Annotated in this window: 14 protein-coding genes; 11 read left to right on the forward strand and 3 right to left on the reverse strand. The window is 64.9% G+C overall.

Annotated features, from left to right (window positions below; all coding sequences use genetic code 11):
- Nucleotides 1-89: 89 nt before the first annotated feature.
- Complete coding sequence (gene dcuC, locus ACUXV1_RS14500) at nt 90-1,439, forward strand: anaerobic C4-dicarboxylate transporter DcuC (protein ID WP_446015705.1); 1,350 nt, start codon at nt 90-92, stop codon at nt 1,437-1,439.
- A 121-nt stretch (nt 1,440-1,560) separates the two neighbouring features.
- Here the strand turns inward: dcuC and ACUXV1_RS14505 are convergent, their stop codons facing one another.
- Nucleotides 1,561-2,670, reverse strand: a complete 1,110-nt coding sequence (locus tag ACUXV1_RS14505; protein WP_446015706.1) for a M35 family metallo-endopeptidase — start codon at nt 2,668-2,670, stop codon at nt 1,561-1,563.
- A gap of 361 nt (nt 2,671-3,031) precedes the next feature.
- Between ACUXV1_RS14505 and queC the strand changes: the two genes are divergently transcribed.
- The 10 genes from queC (at nt 3,032) to ACUXV1_RS14555 (ending at nt 10,295) form a co-directional block, all read left to right on the forward strand.
- Nucleotides 3,032-3,730, forward strand: a complete 699-nt coding sequence (queC, locus tag ACUXV1_RS14510) for a 7-cyano-7-deazaguanine synthase QueC (protein WP_203391436.1) — start codon at nt 3,032-3,034, stop codon at nt 3,728-3,730.
- 1 nt (nt 3,731) lies between these two features.
- Entirely contained in the window at nt 3,732-4,751 is a 1,020-nt protein-coding gene (locus tag ACUXV1_RS14515) for a 6-pyruvoyl trahydropterin synthase family protein (protein WP_446015707.1), read from the forward strand.
- A 103-nt stretch (nt 4,752-4,854) separates the two neighbouring features.
- On the forward strand, nt 4,855-5,490 hold the full coding sequence (queE, locus tag ACUXV1_RS14520) for a 7-carboxy-7-deazaguanine synthase (RefSeq protein ID WP_043590358.1): 636 nt from the start codon (nt 4,855-4,857) through the stop codon (nt 5,488-5,490).
- Nucleotides 5,491-5,800: 310 nt separating this feature from the next.
- The gene (locus tag ACUXV1_RS14525) at nt 5,801-6,061 is read left to right on the forward strand and encodes a BufA1 family periplasmic bufferin-type metallophore (protein WP_043590359.1); all 261 of its coding nucleotides are present in this window, start codon (nt 5,801-5,803) and stop codon (nt 6,059-6,061) included.
- A 163-nt stretch (nt 6,062-6,224) separates the two neighbouring features.
- Nucleotides 6,225-6,500 carry a BufA1 family periplasmic bufferin-type metallophore gene (locus ACUXV1_RS14530; RefSeq protein ID WP_019101487.1) on the forward strand — a complete coding sequence of 92 codons (276 nt, stop codon included), beginning with the start codon at nt 6,225-6,227 and terminating at the stop codon, nt 6,498-6,500.
- A 48-nt stretch (nt 6,501-6,548) separates the two neighbouring features.
- The gene (bufB, locus tag ACUXV1_RS14535; RefSeq protein WP_231138311.1) at nt 6,549-7,376 is read left to right on the forward strand and encodes an MNIO family bufferin maturase; all 828 of its coding nucleotides are present in this window, start codon (nt 6,549-6,551) and stop codon (nt 7,374-7,376) included.
- On the forward strand, nt 7,363-8,112 hold the full coding sequence (locus tag ACUXV1_RS14540) for an HvfC/BufC family peptide modification chaperone (RefSeq protein ID WP_446015708.1): 750 nt from the start codon (nt 7,363-7,365) through the stop codon (nt 8,110-8,112). The genes bufB and ACUXV1_RS14540 overlap by 14 nt, the downstream gene beginning before the upstream one ends.
- A 267-nt stretch (nt 8,113-8,379) precedes the next feature.
- On the forward strand, nt 8,380-8,850 hold the full coding sequence (locus ACUXV1_RS14545) for a DoxX family membrane protein (protein WP_446015709.1): 471 nt from the start codon (nt 8,380-8,382) through the stop codon (nt 8,848-8,850).
- Between the two features lie 60 nt (nt 8,851-8,910).
- The gene (serB, locus tag ACUXV1_RS14550; RefSeq protein ID WP_043590365.1) at nt 8,911-9,759 is read left to right on the forward strand and encodes a phosphoserine phosphatase SerB; all 849 of its coding nucleotides are present in this window, start codon (nt 8,911-8,913) and stop codon (nt 9,757-9,759) included.
- A 23-nt stretch (nt 9,760-9,782) separates the two neighbouring features.
- On the forward strand, nt 9,783-10,295 hold the full coding sequence (locus tag ACUXV1_RS14555) for a hypothetical protein (RefSeq protein WP_446015710.1): 513 nt from the start codon (nt 9,783-9,785) through the stop codon (nt 10,293-10,295).
- 106 nt (nt 10,296-10,401) lie between these two features.
- On the opposite strand, the gene ACUXV1_RS14560 is transcribed toward ACUXV1_RS14555, so the two are convergent.
- Nucleotides 10,402-11,466 (reverse strand): ABC transporter ATP-binding protein, encoded by a 1,065-nt coding sequence (locus ACUXV1_RS14560; protein WP_446015711.1) that lies wholly within the window; start codon nt 11,464-11,466, stop codon nt 10,402-10,404.
- A 1-nt stretch (nt 11,467) separates the two neighbouring features.
- Entirely contained in the window at nt 11,468-13,078 is a 1,611-nt protein-coding gene (locus ACUXV1_RS14565; protein WP_446015712.1) for an ABC transporter permease, read from the reverse strand.
- Between the last annotated feature and the right edge of the window lie 11 nt (nt 13,079-13,089).

Genomic DNA, 13,089 nt, shown 5'->3' on the forward strand with positions numbered 1-13,089 from the left:
TTGCCCCATATCAATCTTGATTCATCTAAAAATATGCTCATTCATATTTTTTAGTAAATTATAATTTTGTTATTTACATTGAGCTGGATATGGAATTACTGATAGGCACGATAGTCACGCTGCTGGTGGGCCGGGCTATTTTCAAAGGCTACTCCGCCACCGGCGTGCTGATGCTGGGCGGCCTGGCGCTGCTGGTCGCCACCGCCTTGCAAGGCTTGCCGGTATTGCCCAAAAACGTGGCCGCCACCGGTCACGCCGCCACCGACATCGCCGAGTTCGTCAAATCCCTGCTCAGCAGCCGCGCCGCGGACCTGGGCCTGATGGTGATGGCGCTGTGCGGCTTCGCCGGCTATATGACCCATATCGGCGCCAACGACATGGTGGTCAAACTGGCCTCCAAGCCGCTCAGCCGCATCAAGTCCCCTTACGTGCTGATGGTGGCGGCTTACTTCGTCGCCTGTCTGCTGTCGCTGGCGGTGTCTTCCGCCACCGGCCTGGGCGTATTGCTGATGGCCACCTTGTTCCCGCTCATGGTGAACATGGGCATCAGCCGCGGCGCAGCCGCGGCCATCTGCGCGTCGCCGGCGGCGTTGATCTTGTCGCCCACCTCCGGTGACGTGGTGATTGCCGCCCAAGCCTCGGGCATGCCGCTGATCGACTTCGCCTTCAAGACCACGCTGCCCATTTCCCTGCTGGCCATCGCCAGCATAGGCTGCGCCCACTTCTTCTGGCAGCGCTACCTGGACCGCAAGGAAAACCTGCCGCTGACGCGCCAGGACGTGCATGAAATCGTCACCGATGCGCCGTCGCTGTACTGCCTGCTGCCGTTCACGCCGATTGCCGGCGTGCTGGTGTTCAACGGCAAACTGGCTCCGGAACTGCACATCGTCACCGTATTGATCCTGTGTATCGCGCTGGCCGCGCTGGTGGAGTTCCTGCGCCATCGCCGCGCCGCGCCGGTGTTCGCCGGACTGGAAGTAGCTTACAAAGGCATGGGCGACGCCTTCAGCAGCGTGGTGATGCTGATCGTGGCCGCTGGCGTGTTCGCCCACGGCCTGTCCGCGCTGGGCTTCATCAATCAGTTGATCGGCCTGGCGCAGTCCTTCGGCTCCGGCGCCATGGTGTTGATGCTGGTGCTGGTGGCGATCACCACGCTGGCGGCGCTGACCACCGGTTCCGGCAACGCCCCCTTCTACGCCTTTGTGGAGCTGATCCCCAAGCTGGCGGCCGAAGCCGGCATCAACCCCGCCTTCCTCGCCATCCCCATGCTTCAGGCGTCCAATCTGGGCCGCACCGTGTCGCCGGTGTCCGGCGTGGTGGTGGCCTGCGCCGGCATGGGCCAGGTGTCGCCGTTCGAGATCGTCAAGCGCACCTCGGTGCCGGTGATCGTGGGCCTGGTGATTGTGGTGCTGGGCACGCTGGCGCTGGTGCCGGCCTGAGAACTTGTTCAAAGTCTGCTGCCCGTCGGCGATACGGCGTTGAAACGCCGTTAAACCCATCGCTCGACAAAGACAAGACGGCCGCCCGCAGGCGGCCGTTTCTCATTGCTCAAGGGAAAGCTTACTGCTGAGCCGGGGTGTTTTCGGCGAAGTATTCGTGGCTGTCCGCGTTGTTCAAGGCCTGGGTCGGGTTGGTTTTAGCCAGGTTCTTGGCGCCGGTCTGACCATAGACGTGATCGCTGGTGCCCGCCACCACGGTGAAGTGAGACAACTCATGCACCAGGGTGCCGCCCTTGGAGTCGGTGCCGCTGGTCGGCGCGGTCCAGAAAGCGCCGCACAGATAGATCTTGTACGGTTGCGCAGGATAGACGTAGGCGTAAGTGCCGGCCTGGGTGCAACCGCAATCGATGCTGATCGGTTTGGTGTCCAGCGCGTCCTTGATGCTGACATAGTGGGACTTGGCGGTGTTCCAGTTGGCCAACGTGTAATTGCCGAACCATGTGGTGTAGCGCGGAGTGCCGGACGGGGAACCGGACAAATAGCTGACCGAATCGTTGGCCATATTGATGGCCGCGCTGACCCCGCCGTTGGTCTGGCTTTGCTGGGTCACCGAGCAATTGGCCGCGTAAGTGACGCTGGACGCGGCGGCCTTGCGGCTGAGAATGGACCATTCGCGCTGCGCGTCCAGCGACTGCTTCAGCAGCTTGCTGGTGCGGCCGACCACCGACACGCTGGCGGTGTTGGAACTCAACACCTCGTCGGCCACCGCGGCGTCCGCGCCGGAGGCGATCTTGGCGTTAAGCTGCGGCGCGGAGCGGTTCAGCACGCGGGAGCTGGCCGCCAGAAAGCGCACGTCGAAACGGCCGCTTTTCGACATATCGTAGTAGTCGGACACCTTGACCTTGACGCTCAGCGAAGCGCCCGGCGCCAGCGCCACGGTATCCTTGATGGTGGGCACAGCGCGCTTGTAACGCGGTCCCAGATAGCTCACCGGCTTGCCGTCGCGGCTCACCTCGAAAATCTGTTCCTGCAGTTCCTGCCCCGGCACATACCACTTGTAGATGCGCAAGGTTTCCTTGCCGGTATTGCGGTAATTCAACACCACCTCGACATCCTGATCCGCCGCCACCGAGGCCTGCTGCTTGGCCACGCTCACTTGCAGATCATGCGCCTGAACCAGGCCGCTCCCCAAAGCCATCACGAACAACGGAATCGGCAACAATTTTTTCATTGATCTTCTCCTGGTGGGACCACCGGCCAGTCCCGCCGCGCTTGTGGCCCGGCAAGGCTTCCGGCACACCCAACCCCTTTGTCATCACGTGTTTATTAAAATGGATCGCAAACATATTTCGAATGCGAAAGTCATTAATTACATGACGAAGACATGATTTCAATCAAGAAAAGCGCCCCTGCCGACACAGAATCGGCGGCTGTCTGATTTTTGGCACGCTTCATAAAACAGCCTGTTCTAGGTTAAAGTAACGGGTTGCCCTGCTTGGTGAGACCGATCCAGGCAGGCGACATGCCGGCAGGCCCGCGCCGCGCCCGGCTCCGCAACTCAACCTTCGACTGTTTATCGAATGGCGAACACAATGAATCAGACACCTGAAAAGGCTCTGGTCGTCCTTTCCGGCGGCCAGGACTCCACTACCTGCCTGTATTGGGCCTTGCAAACCTTCGGCCATGGCAATGTCGAGGCCGTGACCTTCGACTACGGCCAGCGCCATCGCGTCGAGCTGGACTGCGCGCGCAAGATCGCCGCGCTCGCCGACGTGCGCCAAACCGTGCTGCCCATCGACACCTTCGCCGCCATCGGCGGCAACGCGCTGACCGACGCCGACATTGCGCCGGAAGACGGCGCCCGCGACGACGACGCGCTGCCCAACACCTTCGTGCCCGGCCGCAACCTGATCTTCCTGACCTTCGCCGCCGCGCTGGCCTATACCCGCGGCGCGCGCCACCTGGTCGCCGGCGTCGCGCAAACCGATTATTCCGGCTATCCCGATTGCCGCGAAAACACCCTCAAGGCGCTGGAAGTGGCCTTGCGGCTGGGCATGGACAGCAGAGTGGAGCTGCACGCGCCGCTGATGTATCTGTCCAAGGCGGAAACCGTCGCTTTGGCGCAACAAGTTGGCGCGATGGACGCATTATCCTGGAGCCACACCTGTTATAACGGACAGGTGCCGCCTTGCGGCCATTGCGCGTCTTGCGAGTTGCGCGCCAAGGGTTTCGCCGAAGCCGGCGTGCCCGACCCGCTGATCGTCCGCTGCCAAACTCGCCGGGAGGACTAAGATGCACACCTCCAACTTGATCGCCGGCGCCCGCTTCGAAGCCGCCCGGCAGGTGAACGGCGCGCCCGATCTCACCGCGCGCCCGCACGGCCACAGCTTCCGCGTCATCGCCCGCGCCGATGCCCAATACCCCGGTCACGAACAACTACAGGCGGCTTTGGACGCCGCCGTCGCGCCGCTGGACTACGCCGACCTGAACCGCCAGCTGGCCCAATGCGACGATCTGGCGCTAGCCGCCCACCTGCGCGCCGCCCTGCCCTGCCCGGCGACGCTGAGCCTGCAAAGCTCGCCGCAACGCGGCGTGGCCCTGGACGGCGACACCGCTCTGAATTGGATACAGGTTCAGTTCGAAGCCGCCCATCAACTACCCCATGTGCCGGCTGGCCACAAATGCGGCCGTCTGCACGGCCACGGCTTCGGCGTGCGCCTGGCCGCCGACGCCAGGCTAAGCGGCCACCCGCGGCTGGAAGCCGCCTGGAAGCCGTTGTTCCTGGAACTCAATCACCGCTACCTCAACGACATCGGCGGCCTGGACAACCCCACCAGCGAAGTGTTGGCTCAGTGGCTGCACCAGCGGCTGGCCGACACGCTGCCGGGTCTGGCATGGGTGGAGGTGCGAGAAACTCATAGCGCCGGCAGCCAGTTCGACGGCCAGCGCTTCCGCATCTGGAAAGAGCAGCGCTTCGAAAGCGCCAGGCCCTTCGACGACAAGGGCGCCTACACCGGCCACAGCTACCTGGTCCGGCTGATGCTCAGCGGCGAACTGGACCAGGCCATGGGCTGGCTGCTGGACTTCGGCGACGTCAAGGACCGCTTCAAGCCCCTCTACCGCCAACTGGACCACAATCCGCTGGACCAGCTCAGCGGCGTGCGCGGCGGCGACAGCGTCTCGGTGGCGGAATGGGTGCACGCCCACCTGTCCCCGCTGGTGCCGGAACTGGCGCGCATCGATCTGATGGAGCAAGAGCTGCGCGGCGTGTCGCTGATGTTCCGCGACGCCATGCGCTGGCCGCTGCTGTAAGAACCTGTTTACGATCCGCTGCGCGTCGTGAAACGTGGCTCGCCTTAGCTCGCAAGATCATGCACACGCTCCAAGCCCACCTCATTCATGTAGAGAACGCACTGTGACGACTTACACGGTCAAGGAAATCTTCTATACGCTGCAGGGCGAGGGCCGCCAGGCCGGCCGCGCCGCGGTGTTCTGCCGCTTTGCCGGCTGCAATCTGTGGTCCGGCCGCGAAGAGGACCGCGCCAAGGCGGTCTGCCAATTCTGCGACACCGACTTCGTCGGCGTCGGTCCGGACGGCGGCAAGTTCAAGAGCGCGGCGGCGCTGGCCGAGCGCATCGCCTCGGAATGGCCGGCCGGCGCGGGCGGCACGCCCTATGTGGTGTGCACCGGCGGCGAGCCGCTGCTGCAGCTGGACGCCCAGCTCATCGCCGAACTGCACCAGCGCGGCTTCGAAGTGGCGGTGGAAACCAACGGCACGGTGGCCGCGCCGCCGGGGCTGGACTGGATCTGCGTCAGCCCCAAGGCCGGTGCGGAGCTGCTGCTGCGCAGCGGCGACGAACTCAAGCTGGTCTACCCGCAGGCGACGCAGATGCCGGAAACCGTAGAACAGCTGGACTTCGACACCTTCTATCTGCAGCCCATGGACGGCCCGAACCTTGCGGCCAACACCCGCGCCGCCATCGCCTACTGCATGGCGCACCCGCGCTGGCGGCTGTCGGTTCAGACACATAAAGTTACCAATATCCGCTGAACTTGCCGGGCCCTTCGGGGCCCAATCTTTATCCGCCTCCCCCGCTCCACTTCGCTCCTCCCTCAAAAAATATCGCGCTCCGCTGTAATAAGGCCTCGCCAACATCGACTCATGGCCAGGAAGGACTGCCGACCACATCTGGCGCCGCGATAAAAAAAATCGCGACTACAGTGTAAGAAGCCGGAAACGACCCCGACTTAATGAATGTCCGGACCCGGCAAGCTTTCTCAATGCGAGAGCCCGGCAGACTGGCTCGTTTATAATCACCCCATCATGATTCGGCCTCCGGCCGTTAAACAGGAGAAACACCATGAGTACCAGCAAAACCCTGATCGCATCCGCCCTCGGCGCCGTCGTCGCCCTCGGCGCGCTGGCCTCCGCTCCGGCGGCCGCCGCCGATAAAGAGAAATGCTACGGCATCGCCCAGGCCGGCAAGAACGACTGCGCGTCCGCCACCGGCGCGCACTCCTGCGCCGGTCAGGCCAAGATGGACAAGGACCCGGGCGACTGGAAATACGTGGCCAAAGGCAGCTGCGAGAAAATGGGCGGCAGCACCGCTCCCAAGAAGTAAGCCGGATCCGTCCGGCGCGCGGCCTTCGTCGCGCGCCGGACGGAGTCTGAACGAAATCTGAAAGAACGAATTTTAAATTCATGTAGTCTCAGCGAGGTTTGCCAACCGCCGGCCTGGAAATGCTCTCCAAGGCGGGCCCGCACCTACCTCACAGGAGACTGACATGAACACCGCTCGCAAACTGCTTGCCTCCGCCGTCGGCGCCGTCATTGCGCTGGGCGTCGCCGCCTCGGCCCAGGCCGAGGACGCGCCGCAGCCCAAGGAAAAATGCTACGGCGTCACCCCGGCCGGCAAGAACGACTGCGCGTCCGCCGACGGAGCCCATTATTGCGCCGGCGAAGCCAAGGTCGACAATGATCCCAATGAGTGGCACAACGTGCCCAAGGGCACATGCGAGAGCCTGGGTGGCCGCACCACGCCGCCGCCCAAACAATCCTGATCGTGCCGCCGGGCTGCCGCCGTGGCGGGCGACCCGAGGGGAATGATGATGGAAACCAAGCTTCCCGCGGTCTGCGGCATCGGCCTGCGCGCCCCGCACTATCGCGAAGCGCTGGACAAGCGCCCGGACCTGGGCTGGGTGGAAGTGCACAGCGAGAACTTCTTCGACGGCGGCATGCCCTGGAGCATGCTGCGCGAAGTGGCCGCCTGTTGGCCGCTGTCGCTGCACGGCGTCGGCCTGGGCCTGGGCTCGGCCGCGCGTCCGGACCCGGCCCATCTGGCCTCGCTCAAGCGGCTGGTGGACGCCGTGCAGCCGGCGGCGGTGTCGGAACACCTGTCCTTCAACCATTCCGAACGCCGCTTCGTCAACGACCTGCTGCCCATTCCCTATACCCGCGAATCGCTGGCGGTGATCGCCGGCCACGTCGCGGAAACCCAGGACGCGCTGGGCCGCCCCATCCTGCTGGAAAACCTGTCCAGCTATCTGGAATTCCCCGGCAACGAGATGCACGAGGGCGAATTCCTGGCGGAACTGGTGCGCCGCACCGGCTGCGGCATCCTGCTGGACATCAATAATCTCTACGTCAACCGCGTCAATCTGGGTGTGGACACGGACGCGGTGCTGGACGCGCTGCCGGCGGCGGCGATAGGCGAAATCCACCTTGCCGGCTACAGCGAACGCGAAGGCATGCTGGTGGACACCCACAGCCAGCCAGTGCACGACGGCGTCTGGCAACTGTACCGCGAGGCCATTGCCCGGCTGGGGCCGCGCCCCACCTTGATCGAATGGGACCTGGAGATTCCGCCGCTGGCCACCTTGCGCGGCGAGGCCGCCAAGGCTCAAGCCATTCTGGAGGCCGCGCATGAACTGGTCTGATTGGCAGGCGGAGCTGCTGGAGCGGATCGCCGATCCGTCTCTCTCGGCGGAAACCGCGCCGGCGCTGAACCCGGCCGGGCTCGCGGTTTACCGCAACAACTACCGGGTGGGCTTGATCGACACCCTGGCCTTCATCTACCCGGTCTGCCTCCAACTGGTGGGCGGGGACTTCTTCACCGGCCTGGCCCGCGTCTTCATCGGCGGCCACCCGTCGCTCAGCGGCAATCTGCACCTGTACGGCGCCGCCTTCGGCGACTTCGTCGCCGGCTTCGAACACGCGCGCGAACTGCCCTATCTGGCCGACGTCGCTCGACTGGAATGGCGGGTTCACCGCGCCTACTACGCCGCCGACGCGGCGCCGGCCGACAGCGCCGCGCTCGCCGCCTTCCCGCAACAGCGCTGGGGCGAACTCAAGCTGCGGCCGCTGCCCGATGTCGCCGCCCTGCTCAGCCCTTGGCCGGCGGCGTCGATCTGGCTGGCCCACCAGCGCCAACCGGTGGAACTGAACGTGGACCTGCACAGCCAGCCGGAGGCGATGCTGATCTACCGCCTACAAGGCCGGGTTCAGGTCGAAATCGTCGGCGCCGGCCTGGCCGCGCTGCTACAGGCCTTCCGCGACGGCGCAACGCTGGAGGCCGCGGTGGAACAGGCGCTGGCCGCCGAAGCGGGCTTCGATCTGCAAGCCGGCCTGCTGCGGCTGTTCCAACAGCGACTGATCCAAGACGTCACACTGTAAACACGCTTAAACCCCAAGAGCCTGTTCACGATCTCGCGAGCAAGAGCGAGACAAGGCGAAAACGGCTGAGGAAGCGGAATGTACGAGTGGTACATGAGCATTTCGAAGGCGCACTCACCGTGTAACGCTCCACGCAGCGCAGCAGATCGTAAACAGGTTCTAAGCACCGAATCTCATCCAAGCTTGCGGGCATGGAGGGGATACGCACGCCCGCGGCTTGCCATGCGCCGCCGCTGAACCATACTCAACACACAGGAGACACCCGCCATGAACCCCTTGACTTGCTCCCGCCTCAGCACCCCGTACCGCTGGCTGATCAGCGGCGGCGACCTGCTGCAGCCGCTGCTCTTGCTGCTGTTCCGGCTGTGGATCGCCAATGTGTTCTTCAAGTCCGGCCTGACCAAGATAGACGACTGGGATACCACCATCCTGCTGTTCACCGAGGAATACCACGTGCCGCTGCTGCCGCCGGCCGTCGCCGCGGCCTTGGCCGCCGCAGGTGAACTGGGCCTGTCCGCGCTGCTGGCGCTGGGCCTGGGCGGGCGGTTCGCCGCCGCCGGCCTGTTCATTCTCAACGCAGTGGCCGTGATCAGCTACCCGGGACTGACCGAAGCCACGCGCGAATTCCATTACTACTGGGGCATGCTGATCGCCGTGGTGCTCGCCTTCGGCCCCGGCCTGCTGTCCGTGGACGCGCTGCTGCGGCGCTGGGCCGGACGCTGCGCGGCACGGGACTGAGCCAGCCGCCAACGCGGCGTGGCATAATGTCCGCTCCAACACGCATTGACCCGCCACGCCATGAGCCTCGCCTATACCCTGGTGATCCAAGCCGACACGCTGGACCCGCATCATCTGCATGAACTGGCCCACCTTGTCGAGGCCACCCATATGGACCATCCCAGCCCCAGCGTGGCGCGCCTGCGCGGCGCGGCGCCGGCGCAACGGGCCGCTGCGCTGGCGCTGTGCGAGCAATGGGGGTACGACGGGGCTTACGTCGAAGCCGGCCGCAGCTTCGCCGATTTCGGCCTGCTGGTGTCGGATATGGACTCCACCTTGATCACCATCGAGTGCATAGACGAAATCGCGGACATGAACGGCCTCAAGCCGCAGGTGGCGGCCATCACCGAGCGCTCGATGCGCGGCGAACTGGATTTCGCCGCCTCGCTGACCGAGCGGGTGGCGCTGCTGCGCGGGCTGCCGGAAAGCGCGCTGGAACAGGTCTATCGTGAAAGAGTCAAGTTGATGCCGGGCGCCGAGGCGCTGCTGGCCGCCTGCAAGCGCCACGGCGTCAAGTTCATGCTGGTGTCCGGCGGCTTCACCTTTTTCACCGACAGGCTGAAAGCCGAGCTGGGCCTGGACTTCGCCTACGCCAATCAACTGGAGATCGAAAACGGTGCCTTGACCGGCCGTGTGCGCGGCCCCATCGTCGACGCCGCAGCCAAGAAGCGCTTGCTGATCCAGCAACGCGAAGCGCTGGGGCTGAAGCCGGAACAGGTGCTGGCGATGGGAGACGGCGCCAACGATTTGCAGATGCTGGCCGAAGCCGGCGTCGGCGTGGCCGTGCACGCCAAGCCGGTGGTGCGCGCCCAGGCCGACATCGCCGTCAATCACGGCGGCCTGGACCGCATCCTGAACCTGTACCACTGAACGGCCACAGCGGGAGCCGACCAATGAGCTTATTTCCTGAACTGGACAGCGCCAGCTTCGACGCTGAATTGCCGTTCTCGGTCCAGCCCCTGCCTGGCGGGATCTGCCCGGCGCGCCAAGAGCGCGAAACCCGGCTGGCGCTGCGGGTGCTGGCCGCGCCCACCGAAACCCTGCCCGAGGCGGACCCGATGCTGGTCAGGCTGGAGGCCAAGCTGGATCTGGCGCTGGAAGTGTCGCTGTTGTCGCGTCACCCGGAACGCCCGCCTCTGACGCCCTGCCGGCTGGGCCTGGACAGCATCGCCTGGATCTCAGACCACGCCAACCACGGCAGCGAACCGGTGCTGGTGGCCTTATGCCCCAATCCAGACTCCGCGCTGCTGCTCTTCCTCGCCGCCCGCATCAGCACGGTGACGCCGGGCGAAAACGGCAATTACCTGATCCGCGCCGATATTACCGGCGCCTTCGACGAGGCAACCCGCCTGCTGTGGGAGAAGTGGGTGTTCCGCCGCCATCGCAAGGCGATACTGGAACGCTAAGAGCGTGTTTACGATCTCGCGAGTCAAGAGCTCGCGGGCCAGGGGCGAGACGAAGCCGTACTCACCGTGGGGGCCTCACGAAGCGCAGCAGACTTTGAACAGGTTCTTAGCCCTGACGCGGAAAAGCGATCAAATGATCCAGTTCCAGCCGGATGCCTATCGCCTCCCCCACCGCGTGGTCGTGATGGCTGGGCACCTGAGCCAGCACCCGCTGGCCGGACGGCAGCGCCAGCGTGTAATGGAACTCCGCGCCGCGGAACACCTTGGCGCAGACCAGGGCTCGCGTCGGGCTGGCGTCGTCGTGCTGCACATCGTCGGGCCGCACCAGCACATCCACCTCGTCCCCGGTTTCGAACTGCAAGGGCACAATGCCGCAGAATTCGCCTATCTCCAGTTCCACACAACGCGGCCCGGTCACCTTGCCGTCCAGGAACACGCCCTGACCGATGAAGTCGGCGACATAACGGGTGGCCGGCTCGTGATAAAGCCGGTACGGCGCGTCCCACTGCAATAGCCGACCCTGCTGCATCACCCCGACGCGGTCCGCGATGGCGAAGGCCTCGTGCTGGTCATGGGTCACCATGATGGCGGTGGCGCCCTGGCTTTTCAGAATCTCGCGCACCTCCCGCGAGAGGCGTTCGCGCAAATCCACGTCCAGGTTGGAAAACGGCTCGTCCAGCAACAGCAGGCTGGGTTTGGGCGCCAAGGCGCGCGCCAGCGCCACCCGCTGCTGTTGGCCGCCGGACAGCTCGTGCGGGTAACGCCGCCCCCACTCCGCCAGCCCCACCACCTCCAACACCTCCAGCACCCGCGCCGCGCGCTGGCTCTTGGGCAAGGCGTCCAGGCCGAAGCCGACATTGCCGGCCACGGTCAGGTGCGGGAACAGCGCGTAGTCCTGGAACACCATGCCAATGCGGCGCTGATGCGCCGGCACTTGCTCGCGGATAGAACTGATCACCTCCCCGTTGAGCCGGATCTCCCCGCCCAGCAGGCTCTCGAAACCGGCAATGCAGCGTAACACCGTGGTTTTGCCGCAGCCGGAGCTGCCCAACAGGCAAGCGATCTCGCCCGCCTGCAATTCGAAACTCATATTGTCGACCACGCGAGTCTCACCGTACTTCTGGCTGACCAGGTCGAACTCCAGCAAAGCTTGCATATCCATCCGCTTCATCTCAGACCGCATCCTTCTGCCGCGACAGCACCCATACCGGCAACAAGCCGGCCAGCACGATGGCCACCGCTGGCAAGGCCGCGCGCTCCCATTCGCCCTCGGTCGTCAAATTGAAAATCCTCACCGCCAGCGTGTCCCAACCGTAAGGCCGAGTCATCAAGGTGATCGGCATCTCCTTCATCACATCGACGAACACCATCAGCGCCGCGGTGAACAAGCCGCCGCGCAATAACGGCAGATGCAGCCGCGCCAACAAACGCAGGCCGCTGTAGCCCATATTGCGCGCCGCCTCTTCCTGGCTGCGGCTGATGCGATGCATGGCCGCATCCACTGCGGAGTGCCCCACCGCCAAAAACCGCGCCGCATAGGCCAGCATCAGCACCAGCAAAGTGCCCTTGATCACGGCGCTGGCGTCCTCCGCCAGCCACGGCCGCAGCCAGTCCAGCAATAGATTGTCGAACCAGGCCACCGGCACGAACACCCCCACCGCCAGCACCGTGCCCGGCACCGCGTAGCCCAGCGTCGCCAACCGGCTCCACAGCCGGGTCCAGCGCGTCGGGTCGCGCCGCGTCGCGTAACTCAACAGCAGGGCGATGAAGGCCACCAGGACGGCGGCCATCGAGGCCAGCAGCAGCGAGTTGGCCACATGGCCGAAAAAGTCCGCGTCCAGATCCTCGGCCAGATGAGCGCCGGCCCAAACCAGCAACTGACCGAAGGGCAGCGCGAAAGCCAGCGTCAGCACCAGCGCGCAGGCGGCGGCGGCCAGCCAGCCGGCGGCGCCCTCCAGGCGCAAACGCGGCTGCGGCGCCGCCTTGCCGGCCTGGGTATAGGCGCGGCGCCCGCGCGAGCGTTGCTCCAGCCATAGCAGCAGCAACACCATCAACACTAGCAGCGAGGCCAGCTGTTTGGCCGCCGGCAAGGAGAACAGGCTGAACCAGGCTTTATAGATGGCCGAGGTGAAAGCGTCGAAATTGAAAATGGCCACGGTGCCGAAATCCGCCAGCGTCTCCATCAGCGCCAGCATCAGGCCGCCGGCGATCCACGGCCGCGCCATCGGCAAGGCCACGCGGCGGAAGCCCTGCCAGCGCGACAAGCCCAGCGACTGCCCCACCTCCAGCGCGCGCCGGCCCATGGTGGCGAAGGCGTTGCGCGCCAGCAGGTAGACATAGGGATAAAAAGCCAGCGACATCACCAGGATCACGCCCGGCATGGAACGGATATTGGGCACCCAGGACGAATCGCCGAAACGCTCGCGCAGCCAGGTTTGCACCGGCCCGGTGAAATCGAACAGGCCCAGCTGCGAAAAAGCCAGCACATAGGCCGGCATCGCCAGCGGCAGCATCAACGCCCAGTGGAAGAAACGACGACCAGGAAAGTCATGCACCGCGGTCAGCCAGGCCAGCGGCACGCCCAGCAGCAGCACGCCGGCGCCGACGCCGCCCGTCAGATACGCGGTGTTGAGCAGCAGCTCCGGCAAGGTGTAATCGTACAGATGCCGCCACACTTCCCAGTCCGGCGCCAACAGCGACCATAAAATCACCAGCAAGGGCGCGACGGTGAGCAGGCTGACGCCAAAAGCCAGGCCGCGCCAGGGCGACAGAGAACGAATCATCGGCGGAGAAA

The sequence above is a fragment of the Chromobacterium sp. W521 genome (assembly GCF_052805975.1).